23 protein-coding genes and 1 pseudogene are annotated in these 21,971 nt (G+C 72.8%); 10 read left to right on the forward strand and 14 right to left on the reverse strand.

Annotated elements, in window-relative coordinates:
- Positions 1 to 115: 115 nt before the first annotated feature.
- Together ABEB07_RS16170 and ABEB07_RS16175 are read right to left on the reverse strand one after the other, a co-directional pair.
- Positions 116 to 1,102, reverse strand: a complete 987-nt coding sequence (locus ABEB07_RS16170) for a zinc-dependent alcohol dehydrogenase (protein WP_345669029.1) — start codon at positions 1,100 to 1,102, stop codon at positions 116 to 118.
- A gap of 155 nt (positions 1,103 to 1,257) precedes the next feature.
- Complete coding sequence (locus tag ABEB07_RS16175) at positions 1,258 to 2,421, reverse strand: mandelate racemase/muconate lactonizing enzyme family protein (protein ID WP_176148819.1); 1,164 nt, start codon at positions 2,419 to 2,421, stop codon at positions 1,258 to 1,260.
- Between the two features lie 201 nt (positions 2,422 to 2,622).
- On the opposite strand from ABEB07_RS16175, the pseudogene ABEB07_RS39195 reads away from it, so the two are divergent.
- The 3 genes and pseudogenes from ABEB07_RS39195 to ABEB07_RS16185 form a co-directional block, all read left to right on the forward strand.
- A pseudogene (locus ABEB07_RS39195) lies at positions 2,623 to 2,811 on the forward strand (SCO2400 family protein); the annotation flags it as partial.
- Positions 2,812 to 2,967: 156 nt separating this feature from the next.
- Complete coding sequence (locus ABEB07_RS16180; protein WP_345668979.1) at positions 2,968 to 3,579, forward strand: hypothetical protein; 612 nt, start codon at positions 2,968 to 2,970, stop codon at positions 3,577 to 3,579.
- A gap of 599 nt (positions 3,580 to 4,178) precedes the next feature.
- Entirely contained in the window at positions 4,179 to 4,565 is a 387-nt protein-coding gene (locus tag ABEB07_RS16185; protein WP_062647838.1) for a hypothetical protein, read from the forward strand.
- A gap of 545 nt (positions 4,566 to 5,110) precedes the next feature.
- Here the strand turns inward: ABEB07_RS16185 and ABEB07_RS16190 are convergent.
- A complete protein-coding gene (locus ABEB07_RS16190; protein WP_345668980.1) occupies positions 5,111 to 5,638 on the reverse strand; it encodes a hypothetical protein in 528 nt (175 codons plus the stop codon).
- A 181-nt stretch (positions 5,639 to 5,819) separates the two neighbouring features.
- Positions 5,820 to 6,260, reverse strand: a complete 441-nt coding sequence (locus tag ABEB07_RS16195) for a MarR family winged helix-turn-helix transcriptional regulator (RefSeq protein ID WP_345668981.1) — start codon at positions 6,258 to 6,260, stop codon at positions 5,820 to 5,822.
- Positions 6,261 to 6,431: 171 nt separating this feature from the next.
- Here ABEB07_RS16195 and ABEB07_RS16200 point away from each other — a divergent pair, with 171 nt between their 5' ends.
- The 3 genes from ABEB07_RS16200 to ABEB07_RS16210 all read left to right on the forward strand — a co-directional run bounded on the left by ABEB07_RS16200 (position 6,432) and on the right by ABEB07_RS16210 (position 9,018).
- Entirely contained in the window at positions 6,432 to 7,454 is a 1,023-nt protein-coding gene (locus tag ABEB07_RS16200; RefSeq protein WP_345668982.1) for an NADP-dependent oxidoreductase, read from the forward strand.
- Between the two features lie 111 nt (positions 7,455 to 7,565).
- Positions 7,566 to 7,985 carry an organic hydroperoxide resistance protein gene (locus ABEB07_RS16205; RefSeq protein WP_176148814.1) on the forward strand — a complete coding sequence of 140 codons (420 nt, stop codon included), beginning with the start codon at positions 7,566 to 7,568 and terminating at the stop codon, positions 7,983 to 7,985.
- A gap of 163 nt (positions 7,986 to 8,148) precedes the next feature.
- Positions 8,149 to 9,018, forward strand: a complete 870-nt coding sequence (locus ABEB07_RS16210) for an EI24 domain-containing protein (RefSeq protein ID WP_345668985.1) — start codon at positions 8,149 to 8,151, stop codon at positions 9,016 to 9,018.
- Here the strand turns inward: ABEB07_RS16210 and ABEB07_RS16215 are convergent.
- On the reverse strand, positions 8,984 to 9,952 hold the full coding sequence (locus ABEB07_RS16215) for a LysR family transcriptional regulator (protein ID WP_425589013.1): 969 nt from the start codon (positions 9,950 to 9,952) through the stop codon (positions 8,984 to 8,986). The genes ABEB07_RS16210 and ABEB07_RS16215 overlap by 35 nt on opposite strands.
- A 49-nt stretch (positions 9,953 to 10,001) precedes the next feature.
- On the opposite strand from ABEB07_RS16215, the gene ABEB07_RS16220 reads away from it, so the two are divergent.
- Positions 10,002 to 11,285 carry an NAD(P)-binding domain-containing protein gene (locus ABEB07_RS16220; RefSeq protein ID WP_345668987.1) on the forward strand — a complete coding sequence of 428 codons (1,284 nt, stop codon included), beginning with the start codon at positions 10,002 to 10,004 and terminating at the stop codon, positions 11,283 to 11,285.
- A gap of 167 nt (positions 11,286 to 11,452) precedes the next feature.
- Here ABEB07_RS16220 and ABEB07_RS16225 read toward each other — a convergent pair whose 3' ends face one another.
- Both ABEB07_RS16225 and ABEB07_RS16230 read right to left on the reverse strand, forming a co-directional pair.
- Positions 11,453 to 12,430 (reverse strand): aldose epimerase family protein, encoded by a 978-nt coding sequence (locus ABEB07_RS16225; RefSeq protein ID WP_345669030.1) that lies wholly within the window; start codon positions 12,428 to 12,430, stop codon positions 11,453 to 11,455.
- Between the two features lie 22 nt (positions 12,431 to 12,452).
- On the reverse strand, positions 12,453 to 13,337 hold the full coding sequence (locus ABEB07_RS16230) for an SGNH/GDSL hydrolase family protein (protein ID WP_345668988.1): 885 nt from the start codon (positions 13,335 to 13,337) through the stop codon (positions 12,453 to 12,455).
- A gap of 257 nt (positions 13,338 to 13,594) precedes the next feature.
- Here ABEB07_RS16230 and ABEB07_RS16235 point away from each other — a divergent pair, with 257 nt between their 5' ends.
- A complete protein-coding gene (locus ABEB07_RS16235) occupies positions 13,595 to 14,092 on the forward strand; it encodes a DUF3145 domain-containing protein (RefSeq protein WP_217711071.1) in 498 nt (165 codons plus the stop codon).
- Positions 14,093 to 14,179: 87 nt separating this feature from the next.
- Here ABEB07_RS16235 and fabF read toward each other — a convergent pair whose 3' ends face one another.
- From fabF to fasR, 5 genes are all read right to left on the reverse strand, one after another.
- Positions 14,180 to 15,451: a beta-ketoacyl-ACP synthase II gene (gene fabF, locus ABEB07_RS16240; RefSeq protein WP_176148808.1), complete on the reverse strand. Its 1,272-nt coding sequence runs from the start codon at positions 15,449 to 15,451 to the stop codon at positions 14,180 to 14,182.
- A gap of 87 nt (positions 15,452 to 15,538) precedes the next feature.
- Positions 15,539 to 15,787 (reverse strand): acyl carrier protein, encoded by a 249-nt coding sequence (locus ABEB07_RS16245; protein ID WP_164582519.1) that lies wholly within the window; start codon positions 15,785 to 15,787, stop codon positions 15,539 to 15,541.
- A 77-nt stretch (positions 15,788 to 15,864) separates the two neighbouring features.
- Positions 15,865 to 16,896, reverse strand: a complete 1,032-nt coding sequence (locus tag ABEB07_RS16250) for a ketoacyl-ACP synthase III (RefSeq protein WP_176148807.1) — start codon at positions 16,894 to 16,896, stop codon at positions 15,865 to 15,867.
- A 22-nt stretch (positions 16,897 to 16,918) separates the two neighbouring features.
- On the reverse strand, positions 16,919 to 17,836 hold the full coding sequence (locus ABEB07_RS16255) for an ACP S-malonyltransferase (protein WP_164582515.1): 918 nt from the start codon (positions 17,834 to 17,836) through the stop codon (positions 16,919 to 16,921).
- Positions 17,837 to 17,925: 89 nt separating this feature from the next.
- The gene (gene fasR / locus ABEB07_RS16260; protein ID WP_164582513.1) at positions 17,926 to 19,131 is read right to left on the reverse strand and encodes a fatty acid biosynthesis transcriptional regulator FasR; all 1,206 of its coding nucleotides are present in this window, start codon (positions 19,129 to 19,131) and stop codon (positions 17,926 to 17,928) included.
- A gap of 244 nt (positions 19,132 to 19,375) precedes the next feature.
- On the opposite strand from fasR, the gene ABEB07_RS16265 reads away from it, so the two are divergent.
- On the forward strand, positions 19,376 to 20,035 hold the full coding sequence (locus ABEB07_RS16265; RefSeq protein WP_345669032.1) for a pirin family protein: 660 nt from the start codon (positions 19,376 to 19,378) through the stop codon (positions 20,033 to 20,035).
- Between the two features lie 4 nt (positions 20,036 to 20,039).
- Here the strand turns inward: ABEB07_RS16265 and ABEB07_RS16270 are convergent, their stop codons facing one another.
- Positions 20,040 to 20,867, reverse strand: coding sequence for a serine hydrolase domain-containing protein (locus tag ABEB07_RS16270; protein ID WP_345668990.1), 828 nt, complete (start codon positions 20,865 to 20,867; stop codon positions 20,040 to 20,042).
- Positions 20,868 to 20,885: 18 nt separating this feature from the next.
- Positions 20,886 to 21,356 (reverse strand): GNAT family N-acetyltransferase, encoded by a 471-nt coding sequence (locus ABEB07_RS16275; RefSeq protein ID WP_345668991.1) that lies wholly within the window; start codon positions 21,354 to 21,356, stop codon positions 20,886 to 20,888.
- A gap of 103 nt (positions 21,357 to 21,459) precedes the next feature.
- Here ABEB07_RS16275 and ABEB07_RS16280 point away from each other — a divergent pair, with 103 nt between their 5' ends.
- Entirely contained in the window at positions 21,460 to 21,936 is a 477-nt protein-coding gene (locus ABEB07_RS16280; RefSeq protein WP_345668993.1) for a MerR family transcriptional regulator, read from the forward strand.
- Positions 21,937 to 21,971 lie beyond the last annotated feature (35 nt).

Here is a 21,971-nt window from a genome sequence, read left to right on the forward strand (position 1 = left end):
GCGTAGGGCGGGGCGTGCCGCGTGGCTGCGGCGAGGACGGACGGATCCGTCAGGGGGCGAGGACGGAGGGATCCGTCAGGGGCGAGGGCGGATGGATCTGTCGGGGATGGATCTGTCAGGGGCGGAGGAGGACCTTGCCGACCTTCGGGTCGCCGGCTGCGACGAGGTCGAGGGCGTGCGCGAAGTCGGTGAGCGGGAGTTCGTGGGTGACCAGCGCCGCCGGGTCGAGCAGCCCGGCCGCGAACATCCGCACCGCGTGCGCCCACGCGTGCGGCGGCGCGCCGAAGACGGTGTGCACCTCCAGCTGCCGTACCACCAGCTCGGTCGGGTCGAGTCCGGCCGCGCCCGCCGCCGGGAGGCCGGTCAGCACCAGCCGCCCGCCCCGCCGGCACAGCGCGGCCGCGGTGCGGGCCGAGTCGGCGGCCCCGGCGGCCTCCACCACCACGTCGTAACCGCCGGGCAGCTCCGCGTCCACGGTCCGGAAGGCGGTCGCGCCGAACCGCCGGGCCAGGGCGGCCCGTTCCTCGCTGACGCCGACCACCAGCAGCTCGGCCGGGGAGACGGCCTTGAGGAACCGCACGGCGAGCATGCCGAGTGTTCCCGTGCCGACCACCGCGACCCGCTCGCCCGGCCGGGCGTTCGCCTTCAGCGCGGCGGCGGCCACACAGGCGGCCGGCTCCAGCAGCGCGGCGGCGGTCAGGTCGGCGCCGTCCGGCAGCACGTGCAGCAGCCGGGCCGGGAGCGTGAGGGTGGCCGCCATCGCGCCCGGCCGGGTGAAGCCGGTCTCCTCGTAGCCCGCGTCGCACAGCGTCGTCTCGCCCGCGTGGCAGTGGTCGCACACCTGGCAGTTGCGGAAGCCCTCGCCGACCACCTTGCGGCCCACCAGCTCCGCCCGCACCCCGGCGCCCACCGCCCGCACGACACCGGACCACTCGTGCCCCGGCACCAGCGGGTAACGGACGTACTCCGCGGGCCGGTTGCCCTGGTACACCTCACGGTCGCTGCCGCAGACGCCCACGGCGTGCACGGCGACCAGGACCTCACCGGGCCCGGGATCGCGGGGGGTGTGCGGGACGACCCGGTGAACACCGGGCGCCCGCACGACGACTTCGAGGGCGGGGGCGGCGGCGGTGGCGGCGGCTGGGTCGGTGGCCGGGGCTGGGGCGGAGTCCGCGTCGTGGCCTCTGGCTGGGGCGGCGGCCGTGTCGTGGTCTCCGGCCGGGGCGGCGGCCGTGTCGTGGTCTCCGGCCGGGGCGGTCACCGGGCGCCCTTCGGACGGCGGGTCTCCCAGCCCTCGGCCCACAGGTCGAACCGGGCCTGCTGCTGCGGGAACTCGGCCGCCGCGTCGGTGTCCAGCTCGACGCCGAGGCCGGGCGCGTCGCTCAGGTGGAAGCAGCCGTCCGCCGGATCGACCTGCGGCGCGCCCTTGACCACCTTCTTGATCTCCGCGTCCGCGAAGTCGTTGAAGTGCTCCAGAATCTTGAAGTTGGGCGTGGTGAAGCCGACTTGGAGGGAGGCGGCGGTCAGCACCGGGCCGCCGACGTTGTGCGGGGCGACCAGCGTGTAGTGGGTCTCGGCGGTGGCGGCCAGCTTGCGGGTCTCCCAGATGCCGCCGATGTGGCCGACGTCCGGCTGGATGATGTCGACGGCCTGGCTCTCGAACAGCTCGCGGAACTCGATCCGGTCGTGCACGCGTTCCCCGGTGGCCACCGGCAGGTCCACCTTGGCGGCGACCTTCTCCAGCGCCTTCAGGTTCTCCGGCGGACACGGCTCCTCCAGCCAGGCCGGCCGGAACGGCGCCATCTCCCCGGCCAGCCGGATCGCGGTGGCGGGGGAGAAGCGGCCGTGCATCTCCAGCATCAGTTCGGCGTCCGGACCGATGGCGTCGCGCACCGCCTCGATCAGCGAGACGGCGTAGAGCGTCCGCGCGTGGTCGAGTTCGAAGTGGCCGGTGCCGAACGGGTCGATCTTCAGGGCCCGGTAGCCGCGCTCCATGACGCCCCGCGCGGCCTTGTGGTACGCCTCCGGGGTGCGCTCGGTGGTGTACCAGCCGTTCGCGTACGCCTTCACCTTGTCGGTGACCTTGCCGCCGAGCAGCTGCCAGACCGGGACGCCGAGCGCCTTGCCCTTGATGTCCCAGCAGGCCATCTCCACGACCGCGATGCCGGACATCACGATCTCACCCGCGCGGCCGTAGTCGCCGTACTTCATCCGGCGCACCAGGTCCTCGGCGGCGAACGGGTCGGAGCCGAGGATGTGGTTGGCCTCGGCCTCCCGCAGATAGCCGAGCAGCGCGTCGGTGTGACCGAGCATCCGGGTCTCGCCGACGCCGGTGATCCCTTCGTCGGTGTGCACCTGCACGTACGTCAGGTTGCGCCACGGCGTCCCGACCACGTGGGTGCTGATTCCGGTGATGCGCACGGCGGCCGTCCCTCGCTTGTTCGATATTTCGGCACACGTTCGAAATGTTGGCGTGACAGTAAGGAGGCGGTGAGGGGGGTGTCAATGGGGGCGACAGAGAACGGTTCCGGCAAACCATTCGCCCACGCTTTCGATCCCGCACCGAACCTTCACAACGGCCCCTAGGAACGCGGGGCGCGCGGAATCTAGTCTTCCCGCGTCATGAACTACTGCCCCCCGTGCCGACGGCACCTCAACGGCGCCCTCCTCTGCCCGGGATGCGGCACTCCGGCCGAAGCCCTGCCGACCCTCCGGGACGAACCGGAACTCCCCGCGCGAAGCGCGCAGTCGGCCCCGGACCGGACGCCCGGCGACGACACGGACCACACCCCCGCCCCGAGCCGCGCCCAACGGCGCCGCGCACAGAGCCGCACACGTGACGGCGGCCGCCGCACAGCGAAAGCCACGGCGGCGACGAAACCGGCGGAGACGGCGGCGACCGCGACGGCGACGGCACCGGCGGAGACGGCGGCGAGCGCGGGGGCGACGGCACCGGCGGAGACGGCGGTGACCGCGGACTCCGGTACGGCCGCGAGCCGGCGGGACCGCAAGGCCGCCCACCACCGCAGACGGCGGCGCCGGACCCTGCTGATCGCCGCCGGCTTCGTCCTGGCGGCGGGCGGACTGAGCCTGGCCGAACTGGGCGTGGACGCACCGGGCCTGCCCGGCTTCAGCGACCCCGGCCCGGCGGCGGCCGGCGCCGACACGGCGGCCGGTTCCACGACGGCGCCCGGTACGACGCCGACGGCCCGCCCACTGGACGACACCTCCGGCGGCGCCGCGAGCGCCCGCCCCGCGGCGGCCTCGTCGTCCGCGTCGTCCTCCGCGTCGCCGTCCACCTCGGCGACGGGCACCACGCCGACCCCGAGCGGTTCGGACAGCTCCGCCCGCTCGGCGTCGGCGACACCGGGCGGCCCCGGCGGCACGAACGACGGCGCGGACGGGAACGCGGGTACGGGTGTGGGCACGGGCGCGGACGCGGGCGCGGTGACGGGCCCGGGCGGCGAAGCGCCCCCGTCCACGCCCTCCCACCAGCCCACCCCCTCCGCAACCACGACCACCCCCTCACCCCCTTCCCCCACCCCCACCTGCGACCGCTTCCTCTGGTGGTGCACCTAGCCCCCTCAGGGGCGCGGGGAACTGCGCGCCCAGCCCAACCTCACCCGCACCAAAAACCAACGCCCACCCCCACTCCCTACAAGGACGAAACGCTCTTTAAGTGCTTTGACGGGACAACGAAGTTGAGCGGTGCGAGGTGTCCTCGGGCTCGACGGGTGGTGACGCAGCGTGTGCGTAGCCGCTGGTTGGCCGGGTTCCGGAAGCCGTTCGTATTCCGCGCGCACAGCTTGATCATCCGGTTGACGCCCTCGCTGGTGGCGTAGCAGTGGCAGGTCGCGATGAAACGCCGAGATCTTGGGCCACGAGCAGTCGAGAGTGACCGCGAGCTGGCGGACCTCGAAGTCCGCGTACCAGGTGAGGACCTTCCAGCACAGGTGGCCGACGCGCTCGCGGTCGGCCCGGTGCGGGCGAGGGCGAGCGGGCCCCGCAGCCACTCCTGCGCGATGCACGCAGTCAGCAGCGCCATGCCGATCTGGCCGGCGTCCATCACGGCGTTCCGCATCTTCGTGAACTGCACGCCGTACCCGGCCAATAATGGACATGCCGATGGCCACCTTCCATAAGATTGCCCCTGATGCGCGGCCAACGAGGAGGTATGGGTGGGCAATCTGGGGGGATACCAGATGATGACGACGCTGGCGAAGAAGGTGGGCGGCCCCGGGGCGCTGGCCGTCGTCACTGCCGTGGGCGGGTGGGCCATCGGCCGGGGTGCTGAAGCTGGCGGGAAGAACGTATTCAGGGCCGCCAAGGCTGCGGCCAAGAAGCGGAACGCCCCGTGCTCGACGAAGGGCCAGGTCTTCGACGTCGTGTCCGACGGCGAGGACGGCAAGGGCCTCGCGCTCCGGGCAGGTGATCAGTACCGAGTCATGGAGTGCGATGAGGAAGCGATCCTTATCGAGGTGCTCGGTGGCACGAACAATCCCTACTTCACGTCAGCACAGTTCCTGGCGTCAGTGTCGGGCTTCCCCCACGGCGGAGAAGATTAATGCCGAGTAGCTCGACTGCGGGTGTGGGCACTCGAGTCAGGGGCTGACTCGCGCATCGTAGAAGCCCCGCGAGTGCGGCGCTTACGGGGCTTCTACGCTGATGTCGATCCAGGTCGCTCGGTCTCGAGTCCGCCATTCGAGTCGATCCCGAACTCGGCCGCCGACATGCGGGCGCGGTCAACGGCGCAGAACTGTGCGCTGTCCAGTTCGTGCATCGCCAGGACGGCCGAGCCGCCGTTGAGCGTCCCGCCCAGGATGCCCGGCGGGAGGCCACAGCCGTGTCGTTGCTGGCTCTTCGCTCTTGAGCGGTGCGCCTGGCTCTTGTCGCTGACGTGCTATCACGGTCGGTGACGGGTCTGTCGGCCCCGTTATGAGGCGCTCGTGGTCCTGAGTAATCATGCGCACGGCTTCCGGAACCCGGCTAACCAGCGGCTACGCACACGCTGCGTTACCACCCGCCGAGCCCGAGGACACCTTGCACCGCTCAACTTCGTTGACCCGCTTTGACGCGGTTTTGCGCGGCGCTCTCGACGCCCCGCCGTGATTTACAGCTGAACGGCAGGATCAATCGCTCTTACCACGTGACCCTTTGCCATCCCCCCTGTGCATTTCCAGACCGCGGTCTCATGGAAGTAACCCACATGCAGACCGCGGTCGTGCTCGCCGCAGACGGGCCAGGTCACGCGATGGTGGCTCATGACGAATTCCTGCACTCCTTCCGCCACAGCACCCAGAACCTCTGCCGAATCGGGTGTGGAGACCTCCGCCGACTTGATGTGGACCACGCCGACCGGGCTCAGGTCCGGGTCGCGGACGTAGTCGATGTAGCGGAAGTCGTCGCCTGTGGCCGCTTTTCCGGTGTCCTGTTCCGCCGATCTGGCGACCGTCTCGAAGGCCGATCTCGCCAGGGCGAAGGTTCGCGTGGTCCAGAGGTCGCAGAATTCCGGTTCCGGTACTTCTCCGTGCTCGTCGTACAGCTCGGCCATCCACGTCAGTACCTCCTCGGGGAGCTGTTCCCCGTGCCGCCAGACCGCTCGCAGCATCCGGTCCTGCCAGTCCGAGAAATTCGACATCGTCGCTGCCTTTCGATGGCAAGGAAAGCCGGCGGAGAAGTGGCTCAGGGTCCGCAGGCCCGGGGCCAGAGGATTCACTCCGGTACCCAAACTCACCCGCACCAAGAATCAACACCCACCCTCACCCCCTGAAGGGGCGCGGGGAACTGCGCGCTCAGCCCGAACTCACCCGCACCAAACCTCACCCCACCCCCAACATCCTCCGCAAAAGCTCCCGCAGGGACCTCCGCTCAGCGTCACTCAACCCCGCCAGCGGCTCCCGAGCGAACCGCAACCCCTCCCGCAACTCCCGAGCCACCCGCCGCCCCTCCTCCGTAGCCGCCGCCAGCTTCACCCGCCGGTCGGCCGGATCGGGCCGCCGCTCGACCAGACCCCGCACCTCCAGCCGGTCCACGATCCCCGTCACATTCGACGGCTCACACTTCAGCTTCAGCGCCAGCTTCCGCATCGGCAGCGGCTCCAGCGCCAGCAGACTCAGCAGCCGCGCCTGCGCCCCGGTCAGCGCGTGCTCGCCGGCCGCCTCCTCGTAGTCCTCGTAGAACCGGGCCACGACATCCCCGATCAGCTCGACGACCTCCATGGTCACGGGGTCGGGGCGACGGGCATTCGGGGGAGTGGACATGGCATCCAGGGTACCCGTTTGCTTGACACCATGAAATATTCAGGAGCATGGTTGTTTCATATGCTGAAGTAATTGCGGCGGCGGCCCACCCCTCGCCGCACCCCCACACCCCCACACCCCCGCAACCCCACACCCGAACCCCCCACCCCGCACCGACGAGAGGCGCCCACCATGACCGACACCCCCACACTCCCCGCCGTCAGCCGTGAATGGCACCTGCTCAGCCGCCCGGTCGGGTGGCCGAAGCCGGAGGACTTCGCCCTCGTGGAGGCCGAGCTCCCGCAGCCGGGCGAGGGCCAGGTCCTCGTCCGCAACGAGTACCTCTCCGTAGACCCGTACATGCGCGGCCGGATGTCCGCGGCCAAGTCCTACGCCGCCCCCTACGAGCTGGACCGCCCCATGCAGGGCGGCGCCGTCGGCGAGGTCGTCGTCTCCCACGCCGAGGGCATCGCCGTCGGCGACCACGTCCTGCACTTCGAGGGCTGGCGCGAGTACGCCGCCGTCAAGGCCACCCAGGCGGTCAAGGTCGACCCCGAGACCGCGCCGCTGTCGACGTACCTCGGCGTGCTCGGCATGACCGGCCTGACCGCGTACGCGGGCCTGCTGCGCACCGCCTCCTTCAAGGAGGGCGACATCGTCTTCGTCTCCGGCGCGGCCGGCGCGGTCGGCAGTCAGGTCGGACAGCTCGCCAAGCTCAAGGGCGCCGCGCGGGTGATCGGCTCCGCCGGCTCCGCCGAGAAGGTGAAGCTGCTGACGGACGAGTACGGCTTCGACGCCGCCTTCAACTACAAGGACGGCCCGGTGGCCGAGCAGCTGCGCGCCGCCGCCCCCGACGGCATCGACGTCTACTTCGACAACGTCGGCGGCGACCACCTGGAGGCCGCCATCGGCGCGCTCAACCTCCACGGCCGTATCGCGATCTGCGGCGCCATCTCGGTCTACAACAACACCGAGCCCGCGCCCGGCCCGAAGAACCTGCCCCGGCTGATCCAGACCCGCGGCCGCATCGAGGGCTTCCTCGTCGGCGACCACTACGACCTCCAGCCGGAGTTCGTGCGCGAGGTCGGCCCGTGGGTGCGCTCGGGCGAGCTGAAGTACCGCGAGACGACGGTCGAGGGCATCGACAACACGCTGGAGGCGTTCCTCGGCGTCCTGCGCGGCGACAACACCGGAAAGATGATCGTCAAGCTCTGAGGCCGCCGGGCCGGAGGCGCCTTCCCGCACCTTCCGGCATGCGGTAACTTCATTCCGAAACCGTTGTGATCGTGGGCGCGAGTCACGACGGAACGAGGAGGAAACACAGCGATGCCCATCCAGCAGTCCGACGTGAAGTACACCGCGGTCGCCACCGCCGAGGGCGGCCGCGACGGCCGCGTCGCCACCGACGACGGCAAGCTCGACGTCATCGTGAACCCGCCCAAGGAGATGGGCGGCAGCGGCGCCGGCACCAACCCCGAGCAGCTGTTCGCCGCCGGCTACAGCGCCTGCTTCCAGGGCGCCCTCGGCGTCGTCGCCCGCCAGGAGGGCGCCGACATCACCGGCTCGACCGTCACCGCGAAGGTCGGCATCGGCCAGAACGAGGACGGCTTCGGCATCATCGTCGAGATCTCCGCCGAGATCCCGAACGCCGACGCCGCCACCGCCAAGGCCCTGGTCGAGAAGGCGCACCAGGTGTGCCCGTACTCGAAGGCGACCCGCGGCAACATCACCGTGACGCTTGCCTGAGCCGGTCGTTTGCACCGAGGAGGCCGCATTCCTGGACGTGGGATGCGGCCTCCGCCATACCCGGCCGCCGTACCCGGCCGCCGTACCCGGCTGCCGGCCGCCCCGCCCGGCCGCCCGCGGTCCGGCCGCCGGGGCCGTGCGAGCCCCTGGATACAGTGGCCCCATGCGTGATCTCGGGGTGGGCTTCGGATATCTGCTGGCGGGCCAGCGCTGGGTGGCCCGGCACGGCCGGGCGTACGGCTTCGGCCTGCTGCCGGGCCTGATCACCCTGCTCCTGTACGCCGCCGCGCTCACCGCGCTCGCCCTGTGGGGCGAGGACGCCGTCGGCTGGGCCACCCCCTTCGCCGACGGCTGGCCCAGCCCCTGGCTCGGCCTGTTCCGCGGCTTCCTCACCGCCGTCCTGTTCGCCCTCGGACTCCTCCTCGCCGTGGTCACCTTCACCGCGGTCACCCTGCTGATCGGCCAGCCCTTCTACGAGGCCCTCTCCGAGCAGGTCGACCGGGACGTCTCCCCGGACGGCACCGCGCCCGAGTCCGGCCTGCCGCTCTGGCGGGAACTGTGGATCTCCGCCCGCGACAGCCTCCGCGTCGTCGTGCGGGCCGCGCTGTGGGGCGTCCTCCTCTTCGCGCTGGGCTTCCTGCCGGTCGTCGGCCAGACGGTGATCCCGGTGATCGGCTTCTTCGTCACCGGCTTCTTCCTCACCGAGGAACTGGCCGCCGTCGCCCTCCAGCGCCGGGACGTCGACCTGCGCGCCCGCCTCGCCCTGCTGCGCTCCCGCAAGACCCTGGTCTGGGGCTTCGGCACCCCGCTGGGCCTGGCCTTCCTGGTCCCGTTCGTCGCCGTCTTCCTCATGCCGGGCGCGGTGGCCGGCGCCACCCTCCTCGCCCGCGACCTGCTCGGCGAGGACACCGAGGAGCCGGACCCGCACGACCCGCAGCACCAGCAGCACCAGCAGCACCAGCAGGACCGGCAGGGCGCGGCGGACCCGGCCGCCCCGGTCAGCGGGACCGGGACGCCCCGCCCGCCACGCTGACCGCCGCCTCCCGCAGCACCCCGAGGAACGCCCCTACGGCCGGCGACAGCGACCGCCCCCGCACGCTCGCCGCGTACACCGCACGGCACGGGACGTCCGCCGTGTCCAGGGGCAGCAGGGTCACGTCGGGCCGTACGGACGCGACGGCCAGCGCCGGCACCAGCGCCACGCCGAGCCCGGCGGCGACGTAGCCCTGCTTCGCGGTCCACTCGGCGACGACGTGCCCGACGCGCGGCCGGAACCCCTGGCGCAGCGCCGCGTCCAGCAGCGTCCCCTCGGGCCGCGCGCTGCCGGAGATCCACTCGGCGTCGGCGAACCGGGCCAGCCGCACCGGCCCGTCCGCACCGGCCAGCGGATGCCCGGCGGGCACGGCGACGTACAGCGGCTCGTCCAGCAGGTGGTGCAGCGTGTACGCCTCCATCGGGGCGCCCTGCGTGGTGGAGACGACCGCCAGGTCCAGGTGCCCGGCGGCCAGCCGCTCCAGCAGCCGCGGCGTCAGCCCCTCCTCGCGGGAGATCCGTACGCCCGGATGGCGGGCGCGGAAGGCGGCCAGGGCGCACGGCACCAGCGCCGCGTCGGCCGTGCTGAACGCCCCGAACCGCACCTGCCCGCCCGCCGCCTCGCGCAGCGCCGCCAGTTCCCGCACCGCCTCGTGCAGCGACTCGGCGACGGCCTCGGCGTACCCGACGAACGTCCGCCCGGCCTCGGTCAGCCGCACCCCGCGCGGCAGCCGGTCGAACAGCGGACCGCCGCCGAGCGCCGACTCCAGCGCCGAGACCTGCCGGGAGACCGCCGACTGCGTCCAGCCCAGATGGCGCCCGGCCACCGTGAACGACCCGTGCCGCGCCACCTCCAGGAAGACCCGGACCCAGACGGTGGACACCTCGGGCAGGCCGTCCCGCGCGCCGCCATGCGTACTCGACATGCCAGCCATGCTAGACATTCGCTGGTCGCATCCCTGGTCCCGCCCTAGCGTCAGCGCCATGAAGAAGCCCGACCCGACCGCCGAGACCACCACCGAGCAGACCACGACCGGGAAGCCCGACCCCACCCAGAAGATCGCCTTCCTGGGGCTGGGGCACATGGGCGCCCCGATGGCCCGCAGGCTGCTGGCCGCCGGTCACCCGGTGACCGTCTGGAACCGCACGGCGGCGAAGGCCGGCCCGCTCGTCGCCGAGGGCGCCCGGCACGCCGCCTCCCCGGCCGACGCCGCGCGCGACGCCGACGTGGTGATCACGATGCTCACCGGCCCGGACGCCCTCGCCGCCGTCGCCGACGCCGTCCTGCCGGCGCTGCCGCCCGGCGCGCGCTGGATCGAGATGTCCACCGTCGGACCGGACGCGGTCCGCGCGCTCGCCGCCCGCGTCGGCGACCGGGCGACCCTGGTCGACGCCCCGGTCACGGGCAGCACCGACCGGGCGGCCACCGGCCGGCTCGCCATCTTCGCGGGCGGCGACACGACCGGCGTGGACCACGTGCTGGCCACCCTCGGCGCCGTCACCCGCACCGGCCCGGCCGGCTCCGGCGCCGCCCTCAAACTGGTCCTCAACGCGGCAGCCCTCGTCGGCATCGGCATCGTCGCGGAGGCGCTGCGGCTCGCCGCCGCCCTGGGCCTCGACGAGGACACCGCGCGCACCGCCCTCGCCGCCGGCCCGCTCGCCGGCGCGGCGGCCCGCGCCTTCGCCGAGGACGTCCACTTCGCGACCGCCCTGGCGGTCAAGGACCTCGACCTCGCCGCCCGCGCGGCCCAACTCCCGGTCGTACGGGCCGTGTCGGACCAGTACCGGCAGGCCGCCGCCCACGAGCCCGCCCTCGCCGCGGCCGACGTCTCCCGCACCGCCCGCCACCTCAGCAGCACGCCGACAGGAAGCAGCACGATGCGCGTCACCCTCGACGACCCGGCCGACGCCCCGCAGCCCCTCACGCCCTACTACTCCCAGGTCGCCCGCGTCGAACAGGCCGACGGCGGCGCCCTGTTGTTCCTCTCCGGTCAGATCGCCGAGGGCGACACGGTCGCCGAGCAGAGCCGCGGCGTCTTCGAGACCATCGCCGCGCTCCTGAAGGCGCACGGCGCCGGCCTGGAACACATCGTCAGCATCCGCACCTACCTCACCGACATCGGCGACCTCCCCGCCTACGGCGCGGTCCGCCGCGCGTACCTCACCGGCACCCCGCCCACCAGCATGACCATGGAGGTGCCCCGGCTGTTCCGCCCCGAGGCGCGGATCGAGGTGGAGGCGGTCGCCGCCGTGCCCGCCCGTTTGTGAAGGGTTCGTACGAGACCGCCGCCGAACCCCCGATCACCCCGCACCACGCCACCTCGCCGATTACCTTCGGCACCGGGACGAGTTCCCCCCGCGAACAGCCCCGGTCCACGGACCTGACCCCACGGACCGGGGCCCGCGGCGCCGGGAGTCGCCCCTCCGCGGTCTCGTCACCGCACCGAGAACCCGTACACCGTCTCCGAGCGGTACACCTCGCCCGGGTTCAGTCGGGTGGGTGGGAAGTCCGGGCGGTTGGGGGAGTCGGGGAAGTGCTGGGTCTCCAGGGCGGTTCCGGCGTTCGGGGTGAACGGGGCGGTGAGGTGGTCGGCGGTGTAGAGCTGGACGCCCGGCTCGGTCGTGGCGACCGTCAGCACGCGGCCGGAGACCGGGTCGTGCAGCTCGGCGACCTCCTCGGGAGCCGCCGTCACGCCCTTGTCCAGGACGAAGTTGTGGTCGTAGCCGGCCCCCAGCGCCCGGGTGCGGCGGAAGTCGAACCGGGTGCCGGCCACCTCCGCCGGCTCGCCCGCCGGGATCAGGCGGTCGTCGACCGGGGTGTAACGGGCGGCGGCGAGTCGCAGTTCGTGGCCGCCGGTCGGACCGGAGCCCGCGCCGCCGAGGTTCCAGTACGTGTGATTGGTCAGGTTGACCACCGTCGGCGCGTCCGTGACCGCCTCGTAGGCGATCCGCAGCGCGCCCGACGCGTCCAGCGTGTACGTCGCCGACACGTCGAGGCGCCCCGGGAAGCCCTCCTCGCCGTCCGGGGAGACGCGGGCCAGCCGCACGCCGTGCGCCACCTCGGTCGCCTCCCACACCCGCTTGTCGAAGCCGTTCGCCCCGCCGTGCAGCGAGTTGGGCCCGTCGTTGGCCGTGAGCGGGTACGCCCGGCCGTCCAGCGCGAACCGGGCGCCGCCGATCCGGTTGGCGTACCGGCCGACCAGCGCGCCGAGGAACGGCTCCGGATGGGCGACGTAGCCCTCCAGGCCGGGGAAGCCGAGCACCACCTGAGCCGTGCGACCTGCCCGGTCCGGGACCTCCACCGACTGCACGATCCCGCCGTACGTCAGCACCCGCACCCGCACTCCGGCCCGCTCCAGGGTCCAGCGGTGCACCGTGGTCCCGTCGTCAAGCCGGCCGAAGACTTCGCTCATGCTCATGCCCAGAACCTTAAGGTCACGGCGTCGCGGCCGTGACGGTGCGGTACGCGATCTCCGCGAGCCGCGCCTGACCGTTGCGGCTCGGGTGGAACCAGTCCCAGTGGCTGAGCTGCTGCGTGCCGAAGCGGTAGTCGAAGACCGCGTCGTGGTCGAACCGGCAGCGCCGGTCCTTCGCGCAGACGTCCGCCAGCACCTTGTTGTACGCCACCACCCGCGCCTGCACCGTCTCGCGCCGCGCGGTCGCCGCCCCGTCCAGCGCGTCCGCGTCGCCCAGCATCGACGGGCAGATCCCCAGCTTCCAGATCTGCTTGCCCAGCGCGTTGGTCCGCCCCTCCGACCACAGCCGCTTCAGGTTCGGCACGCTGGAGACGTACACCTGCGTCTTCGGCAGCGTCTGGCGCAGGGTCTTCAGGGCGTCCTGGAACTGGCTGCGGAAGTCCGCCACCGACGTCATCTCGGCCGTGGAGGCACGGCAGGCGTCATTGGCGCCGGCCATGATCGCCACCAGCTCCGGCCGGTGCACCACCGCCTTGTCCATCTGCGCCTTCAGATCCCGCATCCGGGCCCCGGTCACCGCGTGGTTCCAGCTGTGCTGCGCCGCGCCGCCCGCCCCGAGCAGCCGTACCGCCAGACTGTCGACCGCGGCGTCGCTGCCCGTCGCCCAGGACACCTCCGGACAGTCCGTCAGCACCGCGCACGCGTCGAAGCCGCGCGTGATGGAGTCGCCGACCGCGACGATCGACTCCGGGGAGGTGTCCCACTCCGGGGTCGGCTTCGCGGACGCCCGCGCCCCGGTGTCGCCGGAGGCGCCCCCGCCGGCGGTGGAGCAGCCCGCGACGGTCAGCACGGCGGCCGCCGCGACGGCGTGCGCGGCCCGCAGACGGTGGCTTCGCTTCCGCATCCCTGGAAATCCCCTCGGTCGTCCTACGGTGCTGCCGGTCCCCTCCATGAGAACGCGCGGGGGTTCCTCACCCCCTCCGATGTGACGGCGCGCACCCGTACAAGCGTCCCCATGGGTGAATGCCGGGGGTTTCCTGGCACCAGGACCGACGGTACGTCACACTCCTTGGCCCGTCGCACGGTAGCCTCGCCATCAACGTGGCCGTCGCGCCACTGACCGCCCGCCCGCCCCCTGTCCCGCTCTGCCCGGAGGTCCCGGTGACGACGACACGTGGAGTCCTGTACGTGCACTCCGCGCCGCGCGCGCTGTGCCCGCACGTCGAGTGGGCCGTCGCCGGGGTGCTCGGCACGCGCGTCAGCCTGGACTGGATCCGGCAGCCCGCGGCGCCCGGCACCTGGCGCTCGGAGTTCTCCTGGCAGGGCCAGGCCGGCGCCGCCTCCAAGCTCGCCTCCGCGCTGCGCGGCTGGCACCTGCTGCGGTTCGAGGTCACCGCCGAGCCGTGCGCCACCGCCGAGGGCGAGCGCTACAGCTGCACCCCCGACCTCGGCATCTTCCACGCCGTCACCGGCATCCACGGCGACATCCTCATCCCCGAGGACCGCCTGCGCGCCGCCCTCACCCGCTCCCAGGGCGGCGAGACGGACCTGGAGGCGGAACTCGCCAAGCTCCTCGGCAAGCCCTGGGACGACGAACTCGAACCCTTCCGCTACGCGGGCGAGGGCGCCCCGGTCCGCTGGCTCCACCAGGTGGTCTGAGACTCCGTCCACTGGTCGCACGACCTCACACGAACGGCGTCGGCCCGAACCCCTCCAGGGGTCCGGGCCGACGCCGTTCAGCGCTCCTCAGATCGTACGGAACGCCAGCACGACATTGTGCCCGCCGAACCCGAACGAGTCGTTCAACGCCGCGATCCGCCCCTCCGCGGGCAGCTTCCGGGCGCTCCCGCGGACCACGTCCGCGTTCGCCTCCGCCTCGGGGTCGAGGTTGTCGACGTTGATGGTCGGCGGCGCCACCCGGTTGTACAGCGCCAGCACCGTCGCCACCGACTCCACACCGCCGGCGCCGCCGAGCAGGTGACCGGTCATCGACTTGGTCGCGGAGACCGCCATGTGGTCCGCGTGGTCGCCGAAGACCTTCCGCAGCGCCTTCAGCTCGGCGACGTCACCGGCCGGCGTCGAGGTGGCGTGCGCGTTGACGTGCACGATCTCGGCCGGGTCCAGGTCGGTGCGGTCCAGCAGGTTGTGCAGGGCGTGCGAGATGCCGCGGCCCTCGGGCTCGGGCTGCACGATGTCGTGGCTGTCGGCGGAGATGCCCTGGCCGACCGCCTCCGCGTAGACGCGGGCGCCGCGCGCGGCGGCGTGCTCGGCGGACTCCAGCACGAGGACGCCGGCGCCCTCGCCGAGGACGAAGCCGTCCCGGGCGACGTCGTAGGGGCGGGAGGCGCCCTCGGGGTCCTCGTTGTTCTTGGACATCGCCATCATGTTGCCGAACGCGGCGATCGGCAGCGGGTGGATCGCCGCCTCCGTGCCGCCGGCGACGACCACGTCGGCGCGGCCGGTGCGGATCATCTCGATGGCGTAGCCGATGGCCTCGGCGCCCGACGCGCAGGCGGAGACCGGGGTGTGCACGCCCGCGCGGGCGCCCACGAGGAGGCCCACGTTGGCCGAGGGGCCGTTCGGCATCAGCATGGGCACGGTGTGCGGGGAGACACGGCGTACGCCCTTCTCCTTCAGCACGTCGTACTGGTCGAGGAGGGTGGTCACGCCGCCGATGCCGGAGGCGATGACCGCGCCGAGCCGGTCGGGGTCGACGGCGCCGTCCTCGCCGGCCTTGCCGGTGAAGCCGGCGTCCTGCCACGCCTCCTGGGCGGCGATCAGCGCGAACTGCGCCGAGCGGTCCAGACGGCGGGCCTGCGGCCGGGGGATGGTCTCGGTCGGCTCAACGGCGACCGGGGCCGCGATACGGACGGCCTGCTCGGCCGCCCACTCCTGGGTCAGCGGCTTGACGCCGGACCTGCCGGCGACCAGACCCTCCCAGGTGGAGGCCACGTCGCCACCCAGCGGTGTGGTTGCGCCGATACCGGTGACGACCACGGTGCGATTGGTCGAGCTCACGGGAATTCTTTCTCCAACGGATGCGAGGATTCAAACGGCGCCACCGCCGGGTGGCGGGGCAGTCAGCCCATGGCGATGATCGGTTGATCAGGCCTGGTGCTTGAGGATGTAGTCGGTCGCGTCGCCGACCGTCTTGAGGTTCTTGACGTCCTCGTCGGGGATCTTCACGTCGAAGCGCTCCTCGGCGGCGACGACGACCTCGACCATGGACAGCGAGTCGACGTCCAGGTCGTCGGTGAAGGACTTGTCCAGCTTGACGTCCTCGACCGGGATCCCGGCGATCTCGTTCACGATGTCGGCGAGACCGGCGACGATCTCTTCCTGAGTGGCGGCCATGTCGGCGCTCCTTCGTAGTGTTTCAGAGGGTGGTGGCAGTGCTGCCCGCACCGGACGCATGATCCGGCACGGAGTGCCTAGGGGAGGGTAACGACCGTCGCGGCGTAGACGAGACCCGCCCCGAAGCCGATGACGAGCGCGGTGTCGCCGCTCTTCGCCTCGCCGGTCGCCAGGAGCCGCTCCATCGCGAGCGGGATCGAGGCGGCCGAGGTGTTGCCGGTGGTGCGGATGTCACGGGCGACCGTGACGTGCTCCGGCAGTTTCAGCGTCTTCACCATCGAGTCGATGATCCGCACGTTGGCCTGGTGCGGGATGAAGACGTCCAGGTCGTCCGCGGTGATCCCGGCCGCGTCCAGCGCCTGCTGGGCGACCTTCGCCATCTCGAACACGGCCCAGCGGAACACCGCCTGGCCCTCCTGCGTGATCGCAGGGAACTTGATGGTGCCGTCGGCGGCCACCGGCAGCCCGGAGACGTCGCCGCTCCGGAAGCGGTCCCAGGAGACGGTCTGCTTGATCGTCTGGGACTTGTCGCCCTCCGAGCCCCACACCGTCGGGCCGATCGCCGGCTCCTTGGCGGGGCCGACCACGACCGCGCCGGCGCCGTCGCCGAACAGGAAGGCCGTCGCCCGGTCCTCCAGGTCGGTCAGGTCGCTCAGCCGCTCCACGCCGATGACCAGCACGTACTCGGCGCTGCCCTCGACCACCATGCCCTTGGCGAGGGTCAGTCCGTAGCCGAAGCCGGCGCAGCCCGCCGAGATGTCGAAGGCGGCGGCCTTGTCCGTGCCGAGCCGGTCGGCGATCTCGGTGGCGATGGCGGGGGTCTGGCTGAAGTGCGAGACGGTCGAGACGACCACCGCGCCGATCTGCGCGGCCTCGATGCCGGCGTCCGCGATCGCCTTGCCGGACGCCTCGACGGACATGGCCGCGACGGTCTCCTCCGGCGACGCCCAGTGCCGGGTCTCGATGCCGGAGCGCGAACGGATCCACTCGTCGGACGAGTCGATCGTCTCGAGGATCACCTCGTTCGGCACCACCCGGGTGGGCCGGTAGCCGCCGACCCCGAGGATGCGGGCGTACGGGGCGCCCTTGCTGGGCTTGATCTTCGCCATGTTCGATCGGCTCCTTAGGGCGTCAGGCGTTCGCGTGCTCGGCGATGAGCTCGCGGGCCGCGCCGAGGTCGTCGGGGGTCTTCAGGGCCAGCGTCCTGACGCCGGGCAGGGCGCGCTTGGCCAGCCCGGTGAGCGTGCCGCCGGGGCACACCTCGACCAGGGCGGTGACGCCGAGTTCCTTGAACGTCTCCATGCACAGGTCCCAGCGGACCGGGTTGGCGACCTGGCCGACCAGCCGCTCGACGACCTCGGCGCCGCTGGTGACCGACCGGCCGTCCTTGTTGGAGACGTAGGCGACCTTCGGATCGGCCGGCGAGAGCGCCTTGGCGGCCTCGGCCAGCTTCTCGACGGCGGGCGCCATGTGGAGAGTGTGGAAGGCGCCGGCCACCTTCAGCGCCACGACCTTGCGCACGCCCTCGGGCTTGTCCTCGGCGAGCGCCGCCAGCTGCTCCATGGTGCCGGCGGCCACGATCTGGCCCGCGCCGTTGACGTTGGCCGGGGTCAGGCCCAGCTTCTCCAGGTGCGCGATCGAGACCTCCGGGTCGCCGCCGAGCAGCGCCGACATGCCCGTCTCGGTGACGGCGGCGGCCTCGGCCATCGCCAGACCGCGCTTGCGCACCAGGGTGAGGGCGGCGGTGTCGTTGAGCACGCCGGCGAAGGCGGCGGCGGTGATCTCGCCGACGCTGTGACCCGCGACCGCGTCGGGGGCGATGTCACCGAGTGCCGCGGCCGACAGCAGCCCGGCGGCCACCAGCAGCGGCTGGGCCACCGCGGTGTCGCGGATCGCGTCCGCGTCGGCCTGCGTCCCGTAGTGGACGAGGTCGAGTCCGATGGCGTCCGACCAGGCGGCCACACGGTCGGCGGCGCCGGGCAGTTCGAGCCAGGGGGTCAGGAAGCCGGGCGTCTGGGCGCCCTGGCCGGGAGCGACGAGTACGAGCACTCTCACACTCTCTCTTGGGGACGGCCACGGCCGCCCGTGGGGACAGGGACGAAGAACACGGAGGGGTTTTGTGGACCCCCGACAAAACATCAGGGCTGGGGATCTCCATCGGCCAGCCGCCCCAGGATCAGCGCGATCCTCAGCGTGAACGCGGATCGTACATCGGACGGCGACCATCCGGTGACGTCAGTCACACGTCGAAGCCGGTAGCGCACGGTGTTCGGGTGAACGAAGAGCATCCGGGCCGCGCCCTCCAGACTGCTCGCCTGCTCCAGATAAACACTCAGCGTCTCCAGCAGCGCGGAACCGGCCTCCTCCAGCGGTCTGTAGATCTCCTCTACCAACTGCTCGCGGGCGCCCGGATCGCCCGCGATGGCGCGCTCCGGCAGCAGATCGTCCGCCAGCACCGGGCGCGGGGCGTCCTGCCAGGCGAAACACGCCTTCAGCCCGGCCGCGGCGGCCTGCGCGGAGCGGGTCGCGGCGAGCAGGTCCGGCACGATCGGGCCGGCCACCACCGGCCCGGCCGCGTACGGCCCGATCAGCGACTTCGCCACCGCGAGCGGGTTGTCATTGCCGCCGGCGATCACCACCAGCCGGTTGCCGAGCACCCCGGTGAGCACCTGGAGCTTGGCGTGCCGGGCGGCCCGCCGGATGGCCTCCACGGTCAGCTCCGAGTCCCCGTCGGGCGCGGTGCCGAGCACCACGCACACGTGCTCGGGCGAGTTCCAGCCGAGCGCGGCCGCCCGCGACACGGCGCCCTCGTCCGCCTCGCCGGACAGGACGGCGTTGACGACCAGCGACTCCAGCCGGGCGTCCCAGGCGCCGCGTGCCTCGGCGGCCTGGGCGTACACCTGGGCGGTGGCGAAGGCGATCTCCCGCGCGTACACGAGCAGCGCCTCGCGCAGCACGGACTCGTCGCCCGGGGCCGCCACCTCGTCGATGGCGGACTCCATGACCTCGATGGTGGTGCGCACCATCTCCACGGTCTGGCGCAGGGTGATCGCCCGGGTCAGCTCGCGGGGCGCGGTGCCGAACACGTCGGTGGAGATGGCCTGCGGCGCGTCGGGGCGGCGGAACCACTCGGTGAAGGCCGCGATGCCGGCCTGGGCCACCAGCCCGATCCAGGAACGGTTCTCCGGGGGCATGGCCCGGTACCACGGCAGCGTCTCGTCCATCCGCGCGATGGCCTGCGCGGCCAGCGAGCCGGAGGACTTCTCCAGCCGTCTCAGGGTCGCGGTGTGCGGATGGGCGGGGCGCGCTGCGGCTTCTGCGGGACGGGATTCGGGTTCGGGCACGGGGACAAGACTGCCTTATCCGGACGCACGTACGTGCCGCCGGGTCCTGACCGGCCGGTACGGGACCCCGCGGACCCGCTCTCCGAGGCCCCGCGGACGCGCTCCCGAGGCCCCGCGGACCTGTGCCCGAGGCCCCGCGGACCCGTGCCCGAGGCCCCGCGGACCCGTGCCCGAGGGCTCCGCCGGGCCGCCCCCGCCGGGGGCCGGGACGCGTGCCGGGCGGGGCTACGGTGTCCTGGTGACCATGGACGTGCGCCGCGCGGCAGAGCGCTACCAGGGCGGTGAGCAGGCGGCCGGCATCACCACCCGGCACGCCTTCTCCTTCGGCCCGCACTACGACCCCGACAACCTCCGCTTCGGCGCGCTGATCGCCTGCAACGAGGAGCGGCTGGCCCCCGGCGCGGGCTTCGCCGAGCACCCGCACAGCCACACCGAGATCGTCACCTGGGTCGTCGAGGGCGAGCTGACGCACCGCGACTCGGCGGGCCACGAGACCGTGATCCGCCCCGGCGGCGTGCAGCACCTGAGCGCGGCCGCGGGCGTGCGCCACGTGGAGCGCAACGACGCCGCCGTCCCCCTCGTCTTCGTCCAGATGTGGCTGGCCCCGGTGCGCACCGGCGGCGAGCCCCGCTACACGGCCGTACCCGCCCTGCCCGACACGACGCCGTACGCCGTCCCCGAGGCCGCCGCCGCCCTCCACGTACGGCGCCCGGCGGCGGGGGAGCGGACCCGGCTGCCGTCCGCCGCGCACTGCTACGTCCACGTCGTACGCGGCGAAGTCCGCCTGAACGGCGAGCGGTTGGGCCCCGGCGACGCGGCGCGGATCACCGGCGCCGAGGATCTGACGGCGCAGGCCGTGACGGACGCGGAGCTGCTGGTGTGGGAGATGGCCGACAGGGCCTAACCGGCTAGGCGGCGCCGCGCAGCTCCGCCAGCACCCCGTCCGTGAAGGGCGGCCACGCCTCGACGGCCCAGGGGCCGAAGGCGCGGTCGGTCAGGGCGACGCAGGCCGCGCCCGCGTCGGGATCGGTCCACAGGAACGTGCCGGACTGGCCGAAGTGGCCGAACGTGCGGGGCGAGGACGACGTGCCCGTCCAGTGCGGGGACTTGCCGTCGCGGATCTCGAAGCCGAGGCCCCAGTCGTTGGGGTTCTGGTGGCCGTAGCCCGGCAGGACGCCCTTCGTGCCCGGGTACTGCACCGTCATCGCCTCGGCGACGGTGCGCGGGTCCAGCAGGCGCGGGGCCTGGAGCTCGGCGGCGAAGCGGAGCAGGTCGTCCACGGTGGAGACGCCGTCCTTGGCGGGGGAGCCGGCCAGCGTCGTCGCGGTCATGCCCAGCGGCTCCAGGACCGCCTGGCGCAGGTACTCCGGGAACGGGATGTCCGTCGCCTTCGCCACGTGGTCGCCGAGCTGCTCGAAACCGGCGTTGGAGTACAGCCGCCGCTCGCCGGGCGGGGCCGTCACCCGGTGCTCGTCGAAGGCCAGGCCCGAGGTGTGGGCCAGCAGGTGGCGCACGGTCGCGCCGGGCGGTCCGGCCGGCTCGTCCAGCTCGACCGCGCCCTCCTCGTAGGCCACCAGCACCGCGTAGGCCGCCAGCGGCTTGGTGACCGAGGCCAGCGGGAAGCGGTGCCCGGTCGGGCCGTGCACGCCGGCGACCGTGCCGTCGGCGCGGACCACGCCCGCCGCGGCGGTGGAAACCGGCCAGTTCTCGATCGACGCCAGGCTCTTCAACGACATGGCGCCGAGCCTATGCGCTCACAGCCACAGCTCCAGCAACGGGTCGGGCTTGGGCCGGAAGCCCAGGTCGGCGTAGAGCGGGGCGGCCTCGGCGGAGGCGGTGAGCTGCACCCGGTCCGCGCCCCGCTCGCGGAACCACTCCAGCAGCGCGTCCATGCCGGCGCGCGCGTACCCGCGCCGACGGGCGCCGGGGTCGGTGGCGACGCTGAAGACGTAGCCGACCGTGCCGAGCGGGTTGCCGGCCCGGCCGATGCGGTACTCCAGCGTCCCGGCCACCAGCGCGGCCAGCGTTCCCGGCCGCTCCGGCCAGTCCACGACGAACGCGGCGAAGCCGCCGTCCGGCTCGGCGAGCCGCGCCGCCAGCACCGGCAGGCAGCCGTCGTGCCAGTCGGTCGACCGGTCCGCCCCGGCCATCGAGTCGATCATCACCTGGCGCAGCCGCAGCACTTCCCCCGCGTCGGCGGCCCCGGCACGTCGTACAAGACTCATGCCCGCACGCTAGCCAGCGCGCTCCGCCCGCGTCCTCCCGTTTTCCGTCCGCCCCCGGCCCCCGCTTGCTTCGAGTGCGCTCCAAGGTCCTAGCGTGGGGACCATGACGGTGACGCAGAACACGGCCGTGGCCATCGAGGCCGAGGAAGACCCCGCCCGCTCCGACTTCTGCTCCGCCGAGCCCCCGCGGCCCCCGCGCCCCGACGGGCGGGACGCCTACACGATCAGCGAGGTGGTCGCCTTCACCGGGCTGACGGCGCACACGCTGCGCTGGTACGAGCGGATCGGCCTGATGCCGCACGTGGACCGTTCGCACACCGGCCAGCGCCGCTACACCAACCGCGACCTGGAGTGGCTCGATCTCGTCGGCAAGCTGCGCCTGACCGGCATGCCGGTCGCCGACATGGTGCGCTACGCCGAGCTGGTGCGCGGCGGCGAGGAGACCTACGGCGAGCGCTACGAGCTGCTGGCGGCCACCCGCCGGGACGTGCTGGAGCGGATGGCCCAGCTCAGGGACACGCTCGCGGTGCTGGACCGCAAGATCGGCTTCTACGCGGACGCCGGACACCGCCCGGCCTGATCCGAGCCTGATCCGAACGAGAGGCCCCGGCGCCG

Source organism: Streptomyces similanensis, from assembly GCF_039543625.1.
GTDB classification, from domain to species: Bacteria; Actinomycetota; Actinomycetes; order Streptomycetales; family Streptomycetaceae; genus Streptomyces; species Streptomyces similanensis.

What these genes read in the sequence shown, in the direction of transcription:
- ABEB07_RS16190 (WP_345668980.1), bottom strand. Translation starts at nt 5,638, where the DNA reads ATGTCGAATTTCTCGGACTGGCAGGACCGGATGCTGCGAGCGGTCTGG.
- ABEB07_RS16195 (WP_345668981.1), bottom strand. Translation starts at nt 6,260, where the DNA reads ATGTCCACTCCCCCGAATGCCCGTCGCCCCGACCCCGTGACCATGGAG.
- ABEB07_RS16200 (WP_345668982.1), top strand. Translation starts at nt 6,432, where the DNA reads ATGACCGACACCCCCACACTCCCCGCCGTCAGCCGTGAATGGCACCTG.
- ABEB07_RS16205 (WP_176148814.1), top strand. Translation starts at nt 7,566, where the DNA reads ATGCCCATCCAGCAGTCCGACGTGAAGTACACCGCGGTCGCCACCGCC.
- ABEB07_RS16210 (WP_345668985.1), top strand. Translation starts at nt 8,149, where the DNA reads ATGCGTGATCTCGGGGTGGGCTTCGGATATCTGCTGGCGGGCCAGCGC.
- ABEB07_RS16215 (WP_425589013.1), bottom strand. Translation starts at nt 9,952, where the DNA reads ATGGCTGGCATGTCGAGTACGCATGGCGGCGCGCGGGACGGCCTGCCC.
- ABEB07_RS16220 (WP_345668987.1), top strand. Translation starts at nt 10,002, where the DNA reads ATGAAGAAGCCCGACCCGACCGCCGAGACCACCACCGAGCAGACCACG.
- ABEB07_RS16225 (WP_345669030.1), bottom strand. Translation starts at nt 12,430, where the DNA reads ATGAGCGAAGTCTTCGGCCGGCTTGACGACGGGACCACGGTGCACCGC.
- ABEB07_RS16230 (WP_345668988.1), bottom strand. Translation starts at nt 13,337, where the DNA reads ATGCGGAAGCGAAGCCACCGTCTGCGGGCCGCGCACGCCGTCGCGGCG.
- ABEB07_RS16245 (WP_164582519.1), bottom strand. Translation starts at nt 15,787, where the DNA reads ATGGCCGCCACTCAGGAAGAGATCGTCGCCGGTCTCGCCGACATCGTG.
- ABEB07_RS16250 (WP_176148807.1), bottom strand. Translation starts at nt 16,896, where the DNA reads ATGGCGAAGATCAAGCCCAGCAAGGGCGCCCCGTACGCCCGCATCCTC.
- ABEB07_RS16265 (WP_345669032.1), top strand. Translation starts at nt 19,376, where the DNA reads ATGGACGTGCGCCGCGCGGCAGAGCGCTACCAGGGCGGTGAGCAGGCG.
- ABEB07_RS16270 (WP_345668990.1), bottom strand. Translation starts at nt 20,867, where the DNA reads ATGTCGTTGAAGAGCCTGGCGTCGATCGAGAACTGGCCGGTTTCCACC.
- ABEB07_RS16275 (WP_345668991.1), bottom strand. Translation starts at nt 21,356, where the DNA reads ATGAGTCTTGTACGACGTGCCGGGGCCGCCGACGCGGGGGAAGTGCTG.
- ABEB07_RS16280 (WP_345668993.1), top strand. Translation starts at nt 21,460, where the DNA reads ATGACGGTGACGCAGAACACGGCCGTGGCCATCGAGGCCGAGGAAGAC.